This window comes from Siphonobacter sp. SORGH_AS_0500 (assembly GCF_031453245.1).
Taxonomy (GTDB): Bacteria; Bacteroidota; Bacteroidia; order Cytophagales; family Spirosomataceae; genus Siphonobacter.
Genome location: NZ_JAVIYT010000001.1, coordinates 3,396,840 through 3,410,026 on the forward strand (window position 1 = coordinate 3,396,840; position 13,187 = coordinate 3,410,026).

Here is a 13,187-nt window from a genome sequence, read left to right on the forward strand (position 1 = left end):
GGCTATTTTGCGGCGGGTTTCGCCTCTTTTTCTTTTTCCTCCTTCCGTTTTACAAAAGGGGTTACGTGGTTGGCTACCAGCTTCACATCCCGCCACTTCCGACGCATCGGGTGATAAACGCCCTCTTTTACGTTGCTGCCTCGGGAATTAAAAGCGACGGTATTAATCACGTCGTCGTCGTCAATGTCTCGCGGGATTGAGGGGTCGGCTATCGCCTCGATATGAGACTGAAAAAGCCAGATCACGTCCATTCTGCGGGGTGTAGCCTGAAAGCGGCCCGGCTGCCGGTGGTCATAAATAACGCGGTTTTTAGTGAACCAGGAACGCACGGCTGCCGGGCCTTTGATGTCCAGGGTAAGACCCGCTTTATAGGCGGTAAAGTACAAGCCTGAAGCACAATACGGCGAATTAAGCGGCACGTGGGCAAAGCGGTTATACTCCTTAATTCTCGGGTGGTCATTCCGGTTCGTTTTTTCTCGTACCCAAGCTTCCGCCCGAGCTGAATCAAACCACGCCTGCCTCCAGAACTCCTCGGGGTCGTTGTTTTTGGGTGGTTTTGGGGTTACGCTTTGACTGAATGCGAAAGCCCCAAAAGCAAAAACAAGCCCAATAGAAGCGATACGCTTATAAGAATCCTTTGCCATGCCGTTAGCTCGGTTTTAAAGTCGGTTGATAAGTCATTTTGGGAGCCGGAAAAGGGCACGACGTATGAAAAAATTACCGGGGCAAACAGAGCTAACAGACCAAAGGCGGCCAGGGCGTCGACGCCAAGTGCAAATTTTTCATACACTAGTTTTTGCATCGAATCCAGGCCGTACGGGCGGACCTGTGAGAAAGGTTCTACTTTCAAGTTATTAACGTCTATAGCGTCCTTCAGGCCATAGAATCGCAGATATAGCCAGGCCAAAACCGTAAGGAGGCCGCCTATCTGAATAAAAGGTTTTGCCTTTTTGGAAATGGCAAAACGGGGCTTTTCTTCCAGTTCATCGGCCTTAAGTAAACCTAATTCAACTGCCAGACGGTTGGCCTCAGTGGTAATATCGGCGGCCTGACCATACAGCAAAAGCTTGGTTTTTTCTTCGGGTGCCTGGGCGGCTTCTGCTCGCAGGCTTTGGGCCTGTTGGTTTAAATTCGCGTGAATGATGAGTTGCTCGTTCCGCTTGGTTTCAGCGGCCTGGCGTTCTTCTTCTGCAATCTGGCTTTGACGAGCCTTGATTGCTTCCATTTCCCGCTCTAATTGCTGCTTTTCGTTTAGAATTTCCATCTAGGGGGTTAAATAATTACGTGTGGAGTATCGGTAAAATCGTCCGGCTTTTCGACGGGGGCTGCCTTTTTATAGGCGTCGAAATAGCCGGGAAAAAGGGTTGAACTGGCTACTTTATCCAGGTGCTTTTTTAGTTTGGCTGTATAGAGCTCAGCGTCCATAAAAAGCTGGCGTTTCAGGGTGTTTACGTCGTTGGCTTCGGGTTCCCGTTCATCGACAAGACCATCCTTCACGCGGGGGCTTGAAAAACTTTTGTAGTCTACTTGCAAAGGCAGGTAAGGAAAAGCCTCATAGTAGGACATTGGGGCGACGACCTTTTGAATATATTCAATGGCTTTGGTTTCCTCTTTGCTCCAGCTCGCCTCGGGGTCTTTCCATTTCTCCAGCAAGTCTTCGAAGTCGGAATCTGTCAACACCGGCGAAATGTAAAGCTCTTCAACCTTAGCAATGTAGGGCACCAGCATATCGAAGAACCGCCCATTTCGGCCACCTCCGAGCGAAACGAACCGGGCGAGTTCGTCTGTCGAACGAATGAAATGAGCTTGCCGGCGTTGGTAGCCTATGGAAGCGGTCCAAACGGCAGGCCGTAATGATTCGAGCAACTGGAAAAAATCCTCCAGCCAATCGTCGGCTTCTTGCTGAACGGCTTCTTTACTGTCGATATATTCCCACTTCGTGATGGCTATCGTATTGGCCGGGCTGTTTTTCATTAAACCCAGATCACCAATACGGAATTTGAGGTGTGGAAGGGCACGAAACAAAGACGCCCAAGCGATTGCTCCTTCAGCCAGTACTCGCAGCTGGTAGTCTGTCGCCTCGATGTCAGACAGCCCCTCCAAATAGTTAAATAAGGGGCTGCCGATTCGCTCCCGAAAACCACGCTCAGCGGCAAGAATGAAGGGCTCAACCGTTGCCCAAGTGGTTGCCGTCTGCACGGCTCCTAAGCGGGCTTTAAATAGGGGTTGTGTTAAGATCATGCGGCACCGTGATTTACCGTAGCTGCTACGCCGTTGGGGTTTGCGTCTAGCGTCGTTATTTGTACGTCTTTGAAGGCCGGCACAACGTCTTTGTATCCCATTGCCCGCAACGCCAAAAGAATGGGTTTGGTAATTACGTGGCGGGGAACTGCCGTGCGGAAGTGTTGCTGATAATCGGCCATTACCCGTATTTGGGAACCTGAGTCGTTGCCCTTGCCCGGATTGACACCGGAAAGCGTAGGCATTAAGCCCATAGCGTTGGAAATAGAAACGTTCGACATTTCCCACACCTTAGAATAGGCGTCGTCGCTCATTTCGTTTTTCATGGGTATAACGTCGATGTTATCGAGCATTTTTCCGTCTTGTCCACGGAGATACTTAATAATCATGCTCTTATTAACGTTATTCGTCCCACTCATCCAGCTACTCAGGTTATTACCCCAATTACTCCACTTACTTTTCACCTCTTTGGCGTCCAGGGTCCGCTCGCCTTCCTTATTAAAGTAGTCTTGCGGCATCTTGATAAGGTACTTAATGTTGTACCCGTTTTTTAAGCCGCTTTTGTGAAAAAGGGGAATGAGGTTAGCGAGTTCTATCCAGTCAATCGCACACCACCAGCTTGGATAGGAATAAAAGGGGTTGCCGGGCATATCGGCCTTGCCGTGGTACATGGTCACAATGGCCTGCTCGCCAGGCAGGGCTTTGGGGTCGAAAACGGGGATTTTTTCGGTGGCGTTTTTATCGAAAAATGTCCCTTCACCAAAATAAGGGTTGGTATGATACTCAAAGACGCCGTATTGCCCTGGCTTACCAATTCGAGTCACGAAACAATCCGAAACCTCCAGCTCATGCCAGGTGTTTACCGGGTCGTACACCAGGCGAGTAAAACTGTTTGCATTTTGGACAAATTGGTTAATGCTGGCGATTGCGTAGGCTTGCAGGTTGGTAGCGTCCGCCCATTCCTCCAGGCGGTCGTCGGTAAACGGGACCAAGCTAACTTTTCCGTTCTCGATCACTCGCTTGAAAAAGCCCAAACCTGTACCATAGAGCATATCCCGTAAGGTGTCCAGCTGGCCGCGTACCTGGTTGTTTCGCTCGATCACGTGGGCTATGGTGTTGGGCTGGTTGTCGGCAGCTCCCCACCGGACGTGGTCGAGATAGTCGTTTTTAGCTTGAAAAGACGATGTAACGCCATAGGCGGCATCTCGTCGCCCGGAAAGTTCTACGAGTGCCCCGCCGCCCCTGGCCTCGATCATTAATAGATTTTCAGAAATTTGATACATGGTTAAACTGTGTGGTCGATTATCATTTCGTTGTACTCGACTAGCAAATCGATTAAGACCTCGAAGGGGCGTTTAGTGTCGTGGTCATGTAGCAACAAAATGTGATTAGTATTAACATTCTGGCGGTAACCGGAAGTGCCTGGCAATCGCTGAAGTGATTTACTTACTCGGGGCTTATACCCCAGCGTACCGTCTGATTTCTTCCGGTACAGAACCGAAAAGATGTGAATCTTATCGCCGACCGTGTCCTGGTGAATTTCGGCGAACATAGCCCGCCGTTTAATTGTCTTTTTTGCCATTCTTTTTGCCAAAAGTGGCGGGTTTGAATAGCCATAGAAAGGACCGCTTTAGTGGCGTGACCTTTCGTAAATGAAGCCAGCGGCCAGGGCTCGCCAAAACCAGTTTTCCCACCCTTTGCCCTTTCGCTTTTTGATCTCTTCAGCCAGTTGGGTTTCGGTTTTGGTTAGGGCTTTGCTCAGCTGTTCGTTTTGCCGCTCCAGCTGTTCAATGCGAACCAATAGGGTGAGCTGCCGCTGTTGTTCCTGGGCGTACTGGTTTAGCAGGTTGGCGTACCGGGCTTTCGTGAATTCAAAGCGGCTCAGCGAATCCAGGACGGCCTTAGCGTTTCGGGCGTACTCCTTCATTACCTGAAGGCTGTCGAATGTGTGCGTTGATTGCCCGCATAGCCTCCAACTCAGACAGACGGCGAATAGTATCAGAAGCGTTTTTCTGCCGCTGAAGTAAATTTTTTTCATTAGCCTGGGTAATTTGGGTTTGTAGATTGGAAATAATACCGGCGTACTTGATTGCCTCGATAGTGGCCTGGTTGTGGCGGGCTTCCTCTAGCATCGCCAGGCGTTCGTCCTGGCAAGCTTTGAGGTCTTTGCCGCTGGTTAGTTTGGTTACTCCCCAACTAATACCAGCCGAGCAAACGGCTAGGGCAATTTCAACGAAAAAGCGAGTTTTGTTGCTTTTGATGAATTGCCAGGCTGTCGAGAAAAGGGAAATAATTTTTAGTAGCATGGTGCAAATATTTAGCCCCTCCCCTACCCCAAAAAGGACTTAGAAAGGGGCTTTTGGGGGTTAGGCTAAGGCTTCAGCTACGGTCTTCAATCGAAAGGCGGAAATATCAAAATAGTCCTCCCCCATTTCTACGCCCCAAAACTTACAGCCTTCCTCTAATGCAGCCTCGCCGGTAGTTGCGGAACCCATGAAGGGGTCTAGGATGACACCTCCAGCCGGCACGCATTTCACGAGTTTACGCATGAATGAAACGGGCTTCGCGGTCTGGTGAAGTTTTTCAGACTGAACTACGGGAATGGTGTAGCTGCCGTCGAACGGTCCAGGGTGTACGCCGTCCGCTTCAGGAACGGCCAGGGGTCCGTTGGTTCCCCAAATCACATACTCGCACTGGTGACGAAAATAGCCTTTGTGCGGGGCACGGGCGGCCCGTCCTTTGTCCCAACTGATTATTCCTCGCCAGATCATCCCGGCCCCCTGGTAAGCATCCGTACAAGCAGGTAGCTGTCGCCAGTCGGTAAATACCAGGAAGTAACCGCCTGGCTTTAAGATTCGCCGGCACTCATTCATCCAAAGAATACACCACATAATCCAGCTACGTTGGTCGCGGTTGTCGCCGCTGAAGGCCGGACGGCCACCGCCATTTTTGCCCAGATATTTAGCCGTGGTACTTTTCATTTTGTCGGAACGCATCAGACCACCGCTGGAATACGGCGGGTCGGTGATGATCGCATCGACGGAAGCGGTAGGCATCGAACGAAGAACTTCCAGGGAATCGCCATGGAAAATTTGGTAAGTGTTGGTAATAATAGGGTCCACTTTTATAGGGTATTTAAATTGATACCCCAAAATTCAGCCATCGGCCTGGCGGCCAGAAGGACTCAAAAAAAGCCGCTCAGCTGTGATAGTTGAGCGGCTTTTTTTTACTTCATACGAGCAATAAGCGTTAGCATTTTGTCCATTGCTTGCGTGGCAAGATTATGTTCCCCTAATGTTCGACAAGATTCTACGACCTTTCGTAAAACTTCAATCTGACTAACAATTAGGTTTTGTTTTTCTAGCTCGGTCATTTCTTCGCCTCCCTTTTTGTTACTCGGATTAGTACCCGAATGAACATAATTAAAAACCAAAGAAAGAAGCCAATAACTAACAAAGCCATTACCCCCCAAAGCGGTGCCGTAACCCACCACCAGCTCCAGTCGATGACACTAGTAAGTTTGAGTACTAAAAAGACCAGGAATAAAAGTGGTAAAAAGCCTACGCCTCCAGCCTTTGCCGTTGTGTTTTGAATTTGTGCCATTGATAACAGTGTTTTGATCGATGCAAAACTGATACCCGGTACTCACCCCCGATAGGACGAAAAAAACGCCCGGCCTTTACATGGCCGGGCGTTTTATACTACTTACTTCTTGGTATGATTGGTGCCTTTTTTCTAATCGTTTGATTGTCTGAAATTTTAAAAATTGCAGGATTAGTAAACCACCATTCAGGCAGGAAGGCTTGTTCTGCGGGCTTGTCTTCTTCATTCATCCAACGGCCAGAAACATATATGGTAGGTTTTGGGCCTTGGTAAAGAGTAAAACTATCAACTACAAAACGTTTATAGTAATGAGGGTGTACTTCCTTATCTGCTAGTTCATACACCAGTCCTTTCTGTGTCCTGGCATTGGCTTCTATAAATTCATTTTCAAGGTCACGAAGGTTTGAACTCATGGTTTTCTCAAACTCTTCGCTCATCTTATTTAAGTTTGTTCTTTTCTGGAGAAACTGCTCTAAAGTCATATTACTAAGGGGTTTTAAAGTCGTCAGAATATACCCAAGCTTCTACGCCTATGGTGATTAGTTGGCCGTTTTGATTGAACCAGAAACCGTTCCGAAACTCGGCAACGTCGAAACCACTTTCTGACCATCCGGGAACGTACACCACACACCAGCAATCAGTCTGTGGCTGGCGGGCATTGGTACTTATCATTCTCATTTTAGTTCGGTTATATAGGTGTCAATTTCTTCCTCATACCTTATTTTAATATTAAAGCCTGGTTCTGCTTTACGCCGTTCTTCCTCGGGCAGTAATACACCGTTAGAATCATAGTCTTCACACGAAAACGGCAGCTCACCATCTCGGGTAATGTGGCCGAATCCCTCAATCATTCCGCTGTTTTTTCCCTCGGTTGCCTGCACTATCGCCAGGTGTGAGGCCAGGTCTTTTAAGTCATTAACGTCCCAAAAAAACTTTTCAAATTCGGAGATCCATTCCTGGTTAATTATGGTTTCGTCAATTTCAATGACATACTCATCGACGCGGGTTACTTCTACTTTATAACGTTTCATTTTTTACCTCCTTTCTTTCTTAAAATTTTCGAAAAGTCAACGTACAAGCCTGCTACCATCAAAACGGTAACGAGAGCCCCTAGGGCAACAAAAAACATAGTTGAGTTAGTTAAAGAGTGGTAATGTAGATTCATTTTTCCCGTAGGCTTTTAGCCAATTATTAACGGGACGGTCGTAGTTCAGGTGGCAATACTGACAAAGGGCTTTCAAGTTGTCGAAACGGTTGTTTTTCCGGTCCCGGTCCAGGTGGGATATCGTCAGCACCACCCGAACCATTCCTAGCTGTTTAGCGGCTTTCCAGTACCCGACGCCTTCCAGTCGTAAGCCTTGAAATTCGATTATTTCGCAACCGGTGGCGTATCGGTAGGTTCCTTTCTGTTTGCCCTTCCCTCGTATGACAAAGCGGTCGTTTTTGACCCGGCATTCTTCGCAACAATTGGCGGCCCGCCTGCGTACCATCCGAGTAATAAGCGACCATTTCGGGTGGTATTTCTTCCGGTCGAAAGGCATTAGAGATTCTGTTTTAAGGTGTCGTCGTCCTGAACGATTAGGACTTCGCCAACTAGCAAGCTTTCGGCATAGGAAACCGCTTGCTCCAGTGTTGCCACATCCTTGCAGCGAATGAGTTTTAAAGCCAGGGTTTCAAGTATGGTACTGGTTAACTTAATCGGGCCTAAATCAGCCTCATTTAGTCCAGCCATTGCCTTTTTGCGGGCGGCTTCCACTTCCTGACCCAGCTTGCCCTTTAGCTCAGATTTTGACAATAAGCGGTGGGCTACCTGCATATTTAACCAGCGTACCAAAGCTTTTTCTTTTGTGCTGGTGGCGATCATTGCTCCGTTCATTTTTGGAAGTATTTAGCGGGTGAAAGGATAAAATCAACTATGGCAAAAATGGAAACCAAAAGGGCAACCGGACCCCAGAAAAGAAGTGCTAAAGAAACCCTTGTGATACTCGTTAACATATTCATTTAGCTAGTCTTGTGTGGTGTGCTGAATAAGAGTAAAAAGCTTTTTTAGTATCAGCCAGACTCCAGCAAATTGAGCGGCCAGTATAAGGCAATTTGTTACGATGTTCATCTGAAGGGAGCCCCACCCAACCGGGCGGGGCTTGGGTTTTTAAAATGGTAGATCGTCACCGCCAGCGGCTACAGGCTCGGCTTTGGGTGTGTTGATCGTGGCGGCACTGGTAGTGTTGATCACTTCAATACGCCAGGCATCCAGGTTGGTAATAACTATTTCGTTCCCGTCTCTACCTTTCACCTTGCGACCGTTAAGATTATAGGAAACCTTAATCTGCTGGCCTTTGGTGAGATTATCGACCAGGGCGACCTTGTCTCCCTTCAGCTGAAACTCGGGGGTGTTGGGGTACTCTGGGTTTGTCGTAATATCTACCCAGAACGAGCGAACTAAAAAACCGTTTTGACCTACTTCGCGGGTTGTTCCTGCTCCTAAAAACTTGCCTGTTACTGAATTGGAATCTGCCATTTTGTTACTTGTGAAAGGGTTAATTAAAAGTTATTAAAAAGGGAGTATTTGCTTGGGTGGTGCTTCAGGAATGTAGCGTTTGATTTTACCCGTTGCGACCTGGTGGACAAACCTTTCAAAAGGCATTTTTTCGAAGTCTTCCTGCTCCAGAACCAGTAGGGTAATGTTTACGCATTGCCAACATGGTACGGGCGACGATACCCAGTTTTTTTCTTTCTGGAATACCACTAACATTCTGCCTTTTTCATCCCGCCAGCGGCTACCTAAGCGGCCATTTTCGGATAATTCCAGCTTTTCGGGTTCTTGTACTATTCCGTTTTGCATAAAAAAAGTGTTGTTAATTTTTCAATGTGTTTCTGAGTTTTGGCCCTTGTTTCCTGACTACACGACTACAAAATTTTAATTATCTCATTTTCAGAAACTTAACTCATTTTTTTTGTAGTCAAATTGTAGTCACCGTGACTACAAAAACTACATTACTACACTTTGACTACAGTTTGACTACACTTTTACTACACTATTTTAATTGATAATCAGATACTTAAGTACTTTTGTAGTCGTGTAGTCACTTTTTCAGGTAGTTTCTTTGAATTTTTTTTCTGTTAACAAGACGTTTTTTTTGATTTACCGGGGGTGTCTGCTCTCAAAATCTAACCCGTATTTGTCCTGTAAAGTCCTGTAGTTCACTATACATGAGTTCTTTCTTGGAGTAGTTGGAGCGGCGGAGTTTCCCTCGCCATCATTACGGAATCGTATGCTTTTGGTAATCTCTGACCACTCACTTTTGCCGACTGCTGCTGCTAGTTCGCTTTGAAGTGTATCCTTGTCAGCGGGTGCTTTCATGTATATCTGCCGATAGCGTGGTGCGTACAAATTGTACAATTGCGGGAACCATAGGCTGATTTCGTCGCCCTGTATTCTAAAGTGGATCTCGTCCTGAAGAACTGCCGAGTCGTAAAGTGTTTGCAGGATTTCCAGGAAGGCGGCCAGCTCTGATTTTTCCGAATGAATCCGGTGCTGTCTGCGAATGCTGGCGGTGCCGATCTCGACGAATGCTTCCAGTATTTCGTTTTCGTCGGTGGTTTCAAATTCGAGTATTTGAATCAGGCCGAGCGATTGAAAAAGAAGCGGTGCGGCCATAATCTGCGACAAATTCGCATAGAGACGTTCCGGCAGGTTCTCGCCGTGAAAACGGTTTTTAAATGCCGTGTAAAGTCGGTCATAAGCGGTGCCGTAATTGTCATTAGCGACCAGGTGTCCACGGTGCTGGAGTAATTCGACCGTTAGGCAGCTAAGCCCCTTTTCTTGCCACTCCTCCAGCTGATAGAATGCCATCCGCTGAGCCTCCGTTTTGTCCTGGCTGGTAATGGGCTGAAAAACGCAACGACTAAAGAAAATAGGATTGTCCGGCAGGTAATTGGAAGTTAAAGCCAAGGCTGAGTGAATATCTACCGTATTTGTTTCATTGGTGGTGTTGTCGCTGGAACGGTGGTACCCGTCATTATCGTAGGCGGCCTGCAGCAAACCCTCGGTACTGCCTAACTCGTTGTGGTATTCGTCAAACCATACAATCATGTTAGACGTCTGACCCATGATTTTAACTAGGGAAGCGTCGGTGTTCTTATTTTTTAGGTTTACCCCTTCCTGTTTTCGTCCAAATGCTGACGTAAGAACGCGAACCATCGAGCTTTTTCCCGTCCCGGCTCCACCCTTCAGGAATAGAATAGGCGAAAAGTTTTTATAACGGAGTGCATGATCGCGAAACAGGCTAAAAATATAGAAGCATATAGGTAAAAATGCGTTCTCAAATCGGTGAGCTTCAGCATATTTAGAAAAGAACCGGTTAAATGATATAGCTAAATCACTGGTTAGGTACCTGGCGGCTTTTGATTTGGAGCTTTGAGGTATCGACAAAAACTCGTCACCGGCTTTGATGATACCGAACTCGTCCGGTTGTACGGTCTGGCCGTTGTGAATAGCGATGTTTGCAAAGAAGTAAGCCCCTGACGGCACGTGGTAGCCATAGCGTAACACTTTCACCGCCGACGAAAACTCGGTTTTACGGAATAAGTAGCTGCGAAGTTCGTCCAGGTGTGCCTCGGTAATTTTAAGGCTCAGGCGTTTGGCGGCCACTAAATTTTTAAGCTTGCGAGCCGAGCAAAAGTCTTCGTGAATGACTTCAACGAATATGCTTCCTTTGGGCGTTTTTAGCTCCAGAATCCAAGTAATTTGTTCGTACTCGTCTTCGGTCTTATACTTGATATATAAGAGAAAGTCTTCGGCTACCGTCTCGAAAAATTTCCCCGCCCTTACTTCAATTTCGTACGTGTCCAGGTTGTACCGAACTTTTGCGTACAACTCTTCCTGAAGGGCGGCGGCGGCGGCTTTCTTTTCCGCCGTGATACGAGCCATTTCTTCCGGGTCCGTGATGATTTCCGCCACCGCCTCCAGCTCTTCTGGCTTGGGTTCGGGCTTTTGCTCAGGAATAACCAGGCTCACCCATTCGGCAGCCTCGCAGGCTTCCGCTAACTCAGGACGGACGCCAGCGGCCAGGGCGTCGGCAATATCCCAACCATCCGTCCGATCTGGGAAAAGATCGACGATTTTGTGTTTAATAGCGAAGTTGAAAAGGTTTTTTAAGCTTGAGGCTTTCTGTCTGCCGTCGATGTCAGCATCGGCCAGCCAGTACACTTTCCGACCTAGTAAAACCGTAATTTTCGCCGCTGTCAGGCCGTTAGCAGACCCGCAACCAACCCAAGCAAAGGCTGGATAAAAGAACGACGCTAAAACGGCGGTTTTTTCGCTTTCTACGACGATAACCGGGACGGTTTTGTCTTCGGGTAACAAGTGCTCACCATAGAGACACTGAGCGTACCGGAAGCCTTCAGCCTTGGGCTGTTTTAAGCTGTATTCGTCGAATTCGCCGTGGCCTCGCTTTCCGTTTTCGTTGTAGCGAATCCACTTCACATTCATAATCTGGCCGCTTTGATTTTTGAAAACAAAGCCGGTCATTTTCTTTTTGTTGGTTCCGACCAGCCACTTGGTTAAGTGTTCGTCTGAAACCTGAAGGGTACGAGCGAATTGATGAAAGTTAGAATTTAAATCTACTAAACTTTTAGTTATTTGTTCCAGCTCCGGGCCTTCTGGGTAAATAATAGTAGGTTCTGGCGGCGGGACGTAGTTCGGGGCTTTCTCGAAAACTTTCCCACTCGGGGCGGCATGGTACCCACACTTGCTGGAGCGGTCGCAACGACCCCAGTCTTCGTTTAGGCGGTTGCCCTGTAAGTCTTCGTAATGCCTAAAAACGCCTTTATGTCCGCAAGCCGGGCACGTGCCTTTTTTCTTGTTACGTTCAAATCTGAAAGGATATTCACTCATTACTTTATTGCAGGAAAGGGTTACGGCTATCGAGTTCCTGCTGGATCGCGTTGAGAACTCGAATAAGAAAATCAAGCTCATTAGCTTGAAAATCCATTAAAGGGCTTGGGCGGGTTTGTAAGGAAGTGACTTTGGTATTAACCAATTCTTTGCCTTCCAGAAGCTTAGGCGTAGTGAGTAAAGAAACGCCTCCAATTTGGACGAAGTTTGTTAGTTCAGATAGCTGCATGGAGGAGTCGGTTAAATTTTTGCATTACAATAATGATTTCCATTTTCCGGCCAGATAGAATAAGCTCCATAACGGAGTACTTAACATACTCAGGAGAACCTTTCTCGTATTTGGTTTTTTCCAATTGAATCAGCTCTATTCCTGCTACGACTTGGCGGTAAGTCAATGAAGCTGAACCTTTAGAATCCAGGACTTTTTCGAGTTCTTCCAGGCATAGAGGGGCTAGATTAATCTTATGAACCATGCCCTGCATATTGGCGTAATGAACTGGTTTTCTTTTATGTGAGGCTTTCATAGTTTGGGTTGAATTTGGTTTTCGTTTAGTTCCAGATCGTGCCCGGCGACCTTGACGATATACCGCGTTTTTGCACCGTCGCCGGTAGTGTCTACGGCTGAAGCGTGGGTTACCTGGCCGCTGTAATTCCTTTTTTTTAGGCAAATAGTGACCTGTTCACCTGGCAGGGCGATAAAGAGGGGGAAAAGCATTTTTAAGACGTTTGAGGGGGTTAAAACTTAATTCTTTCGGTACGTATCCGAATGTTTGGAACGGAAAACGTAAGGCAGGACAACCAGGATAAAAATAAAGCTGGTCAGATAAAAGGCCGGGCTCATTTTAGGGGGGCTTTAGCATCACCACGCAACGACAAAACCCACAAGGCCACGAAAACGAGAACTCCAATTTCTTGCATTAGTCGTCTAGCAGGGGTTCAAGTATAGAGGGCTCTTTTTCAATGGCTTTATACTCCTTTATTACGTTAGAAAGCTCCTTTTCTAAGAACCGCAGCTCTTTGGGGTCCACGGCTGAAGGGCTACGCTTTCCGTTGCCTACTAGGGTATTGTTAGCCGTATGCCTACTGATACCGAATTTGTCCCGGTACTTTCTTAAAATGAGGGTTTTCTGCTTATCTGGAATGCGACCGCCGTTCCAGATTGCTGCAATTGTGTTTAAACGCTGTACCATTTCTTCCATAATTAATAAAAATATAATTCATAACGGCTTTGTATATACGTAGCCATTCCAACGGGAAAAATTCAGGATGATTGATTTTAAGTCAGGACCAATAGGTTACAAACTTCATCTTTTAATAAAAACCAGCATAGGACCGCTTTAGAGGGGGTTTTTTCGTCAGCTGTAGAAACCAGACAAACGCTGAATTTGCCATTCACTTACTCTAAACTTGAAATTTCTACCTCTTTTCAGCTATATTTGAACCGTAA

The 13,187-nt window shown here is 47.1% G+C and carries 21 protein-coding genes; all 21 read right to left on the bottom strand.

Going from position 1 to position 13,187, the window contains the following annotated elements; translation table 11 throughout:
* Positions 1–2 precede the first annotated feature (2 nt).
* Positions 3–644, bottom strand: a complete 642-nt coding sequence (locus QE357_RS14565) for a hypothetical protein (RefSeq protein ID WP_309708793.1) — start codon at positions 642–644, stop codon at positions 3–5.
* Entirely contained in the window at positions 563–1,264 is a 702-nt protein-coding gene (locus QE357_RS14570; RefSeq protein ID WP_309708795.1) for a hypothetical protein, read from the bottom strand. Before QE357_RS14570 ends, QE357_RS14565 begins: the two co-directional genes overlap by 82 nt.
* A gap of 8 nt (positions 1,265–1,272) precedes the next feature.
* Positions 1,273–2,241, bottom strand: a complete 969-nt coding sequence (locus QE357_RS14575; protein WP_309708798.1) for a DUF6712 family protein — start codon at positions 2,239–2,241, stop codon at positions 1,273–1,275.
* Positions 2,238–3,524, bottom strand: a complete 1,287-nt coding sequence (locus tag QE357_RS14580; RefSeq protein WP_309708801.1) for a hypothetical protein — start codon at positions 3,522–3,524, stop codon at positions 2,238–2,240. The genes QE357_RS14575 and QE357_RS14580 overlap by 4 nt, the downstream gene beginning before the upstream one ends.
* Before the next feature lie 2 nt (positions 3,525–3,526).
* Positions 3,527–3,823, bottom strand: coding sequence for a hypothetical protein (locus QE357_RS14585; RefSeq protein WP_309708804.1), 297 nt, complete (start codon positions 3,821–3,823; stop codon positions 3,527–3,529).
* 48 nt (positions 3,824–3,871) lie between these two features.
* Entirely contained in the window at positions 3,872–4,168 is a 297-nt protein-coding gene (locus QE357_RS14590; protein ID WP_309708808.1) for a hypothetical protein, read from the bottom strand.
* Positions 4,143–4,547: a hypothetical protein gene (locus QE357_RS14595; protein WP_309708811.1), complete on the bottom strand. Its 405-nt coding sequence runs from the start codon at positions 4,545–4,547 to the stop codon at positions 4,143–4,145. The genes QE357_RS14590 and QE357_RS14595 overlap by 26 nt, the downstream gene beginning before the upstream one ends.
* A gap of 60 nt (positions 4,548–4,607) precedes the next feature.
* On the bottom strand, positions 4,608–5,363 hold the full coding sequence (locus tag QE357_RS14600) for a DNA methyltransferase (protein ID WP_309708814.1): 756 nt from the start codon (positions 5,361–5,363) through the stop codon (positions 4,608–4,610).
* 247 nt (positions 5,364–5,610) lie between these two features.
* Positions 5,611–5,844: a hypothetical protein gene (locus QE357_RS14605; RefSeq protein WP_309708817.1), complete on the bottom strand. Its 234-nt coding sequence runs from the start codon at positions 5,842–5,844 to the stop codon at positions 5,611–5,613.
* Positions 5,845–5,942: 98 nt separating this feature from the next.
* The gene (locus tag QE357_RS14610; protein WP_309708820.1) at positions 5,943–6,326 is read right to left on the bottom strand and encodes a hypothetical protein; all 384 of its coding nucleotides are present in this window, start codon (positions 6,324–6,326) and stop codon (positions 5,943–5,945) included.
* Positions 6,327–6,330: 4 nt separating this feature from the next.
* The gene (locus QE357_RS14615; protein ID WP_309708823.1) at positions 6,331–6,522 is read right to left on the bottom strand and encodes a hypothetical protein; all 192 of its coding nucleotides are present in this window, start codon (positions 6,520–6,522) and stop codon (positions 6,331–6,333) included.
* Positions 6,519–6,875, bottom strand: a complete 357-nt coding sequence (locus QE357_RS14620) for a hypothetical protein (RefSeq protein ID WP_309708826.1) — start codon at positions 6,873–6,875, stop codon at positions 6,519–6,521. Before QE357_RS14620 ends, QE357_RS14615 begins: the two co-directional genes overlap by 4 nt.
* Positions 6,876–6,980: 105 nt before the next feature.
* A complete protein-coding gene (locus QE357_RS14625; RefSeq protein WP_309708829.1) occupies positions 6,981–7,385 on the bottom strand; it encodes a hypothetical protein in 405 nt (134 codons plus the stop codon).
* The gene (locus QE357_RS14630; protein ID WP_309708832.1) at positions 7,385–7,720 is read right to left on the bottom strand and encodes a hypothetical protein; all 336 of its coding nucleotides are present in this window, start codon (positions 7,718–7,720) and stop codon (positions 7,385–7,387) included. The genes QE357_RS14625 and QE357_RS14630 overlap by 1 nt, the downstream gene beginning before the upstream one ends.
* 273 nt (positions 7,721–7,993) lie before the next feature.
* On the bottom strand, positions 7,994–8,362 hold the full coding sequence (locus QE357_RS14635; RefSeq protein WP_309708835.1) for a DUF3127 domain-containing protein: 369 nt from the start codon (positions 8,360–8,362) through the stop codon (positions 7,994–7,996).
* A gap of 33 nt (positions 8,363–8,395) precedes the next feature.
* Complete coding sequence (locus tag QE357_RS14640) at positions 8,396–8,686, bottom strand: hypothetical protein (RefSeq protein WP_309708838.1); 291 nt, start codon at positions 8,684–8,686, stop codon at positions 8,396–8,398.
* Positions 8,687–8,986: 300 nt separating this feature from the next.
* A complete protein-coding gene (locus tag QE357_RS14645; protein WP_309708840.1) occupies positions 8,987–11,740 on the bottom strand; it encodes a DUF6371 domain-containing protein in 2,754 nt (917 codons plus the stop codon).
* Positions 11,741–11,744: 4 nt separating this feature from the next.
* The gene (locus QE357_RS14650) at positions 11,745–11,969 is read right to left on the bottom strand and encodes a hypothetical protein (RefSeq protein ID WP_309708843.1); all 225 of its coding nucleotides are present in this window, start codon (positions 11,967–11,969) and stop codon (positions 11,745–11,747) included.
* Positions 11,956–12,264, bottom strand: coding sequence for a hypothetical protein (locus tag QE357_RS14655; RefSeq protein WP_309708846.1), 309 nt, complete (start codon positions 12,262–12,264; stop codon positions 11,956–11,958). Before QE357_RS14655 ends, QE357_RS14650 begins: the two co-directional genes overlap by 14 nt.
* On the bottom strand, positions 12,261–12,455 hold the full coding sequence (locus QE357_RS14660; RefSeq protein WP_309708849.1) for a hypothetical protein: 195 nt from the start codon (positions 12,453–12,455) through the stop codon (positions 12,261–12,263). The genes QE357_RS14655 and QE357_RS14660 overlap by 4 nt, the downstream gene beginning before the upstream one ends.
* Before the next feature lie 202 nt (positions 12,456–12,657).
* A complete protein-coding gene (locus QE357_RS14665; protein WP_309708852.1) occupies positions 12,658–12,930 on the bottom strand; it encodes a hypothetical protein in 273 nt (90 codons plus the stop codon).
* Between the last annotated feature and the right edge of the window lie 257 nt (positions 12,931–13,187).

What these genes read in the sequence shown, in the direction of transcription:
- QE357_RS14565 (WP_309708793.1), bottom strand. Translation starts at nt 644, where the DNA reads ATGGCAAAGGATTCTTATAAGCGTATCGCTTCTATTGGGCTTGTTTTT.
- QE357_RS14570 (WP_309708795.1), bottom strand. Translation starts at nt 1,264, where the DNA reads ATGGAAATTCTAAACGAAAAGCAGCAATTAGAGCGGGAAATGGAAGCA.
- QE357_RS14575 (WP_309708798.1), bottom strand. Translation starts at nt 2,241, where the DNA reads ATGATCTTAACACAACCCCTATTTAAAGCCCGCTTAGGAGCCGTGCAG.
- QE357_RS14580 (WP_309708801.1), bottom strand. Translation starts at nt 3,524, where the DNA reads ATGTATCAAATTTCTGAAAATCTATTAATGATCGAGGCCAGGGGCGGC.
- QE357_RS14585 (WP_309708804.1), bottom strand. Translation starts at nt 3,823, where the DNA reads ATGGCAAAAAAGACAATTAAACGGCGGGCTATGTTCGCCGAAATTCAC.
- QE357_RS14590 (WP_309708808.1), bottom strand. Translation starts at nt 4,168, where the DNA reads ATGAAGGAGTACGCCCGAAACGCTAAGGCCGTCCTGGATTCGCTGAGC.
- QE357_RS14595 (WP_309708811.1), bottom strand. Translation starts at nt 4,547, where the DNA reads ATGCTACTAAAAATTATTTCCCTTTTCTCGACAGCCTGGCAATTCATC.
- QE357_RS14605 (WP_309708817.1), bottom strand. Translation starts at nt 5,844, where the DNA reads ATGGCACAAATTCAAAACACAACGGCAAAGGCTGGAGGCGTAGGCTTT.
- QE357_RS14610 (WP_309708820.1), bottom strand. Translation starts at nt 6,326, where the DNA reads ATGACTTTAGAGCAGTTTCTCCAGAAAAGAACAAACTTAAATAAGATG.
- QE357_RS14615 (WP_309708823.1), bottom strand. Translation starts at nt 6,522, where the DNA reads ATGAGAATGATAAGTACCAATGCCCGCCAGCCACAGACTGATTGCTGG.
- QE357_RS14620 (WP_309708826.1), bottom strand. Translation starts at nt 6,875, where the DNA reads ATGAAACGTTATAAAGTAGAAGTAACCCGCGTCGATGAGTATGTCATT.
- QE357_RS14625 (WP_309708829.1), bottom strand. Translation starts at nt 7,385, where the DNA reads ATGCCTTTCGACCGGAAGAAATACCACCCGAAATGGTCGCTTATTACT.
- QE357_RS14630 (WP_309708832.1), bottom strand. Translation starts at nt 7,720, where the DNA reads ATGAACGGAGCAATGATCGCCACCAGCACAAAAGAAAAAGCTTTGGTA.
- QE357_RS14635 (WP_309708835.1), bottom strand. Translation starts at nt 8,362, where the DNA reads ATGGCAGATTCCAATTCAGTAACAGGCAAGTTTTTAGGAGCAGGAACA.
- QE357_RS14640 (WP_309708838.1), bottom strand. Translation starts at nt 8,686, where the DNA reads ATGCAAAACGGAATAGTACAAGAACCCGAAAAGCTGGAATTATCCGAA.
- QE357_RS14645 (WP_309708840.1), bottom strand. Translation starts at nt 11,740, where the DNA reads ATGAGTGAATATCCTTTCAGATTTGAACGTAACAAGAAAAAAGGCACG.
- QE357_RS14650 (WP_309708843.1), bottom strand. Translation starts at nt 11,969, where the DNA reads ATGCAGCTATCTGAACTAACAAACTTCGTCCAAATTGGAGGCGTTTCT.
- QE357_RS14655 (WP_309708846.1), bottom strand. Translation starts at nt 12,264, where the DNA reads ATGAAAGCCTCACATAAAAGAAAACCAGTTCATTACGCCAATATGCAG.
- QE357_RS14660 (WP_309708849.1), bottom strand. Translation starts at nt 12,455, where the DNA reads ATGCTTTTCCCCCTCTTTATCGCCCTGCCAGGTGAACAGGTCACTATT.
- QE357_RS14665 (WP_309708852.1), bottom strand. Translation starts at nt 12,930, where the DNA reads ATGGTACAGCGTTTAAACACAATTGCAGCAATCTGGAACGGCGGTCGC.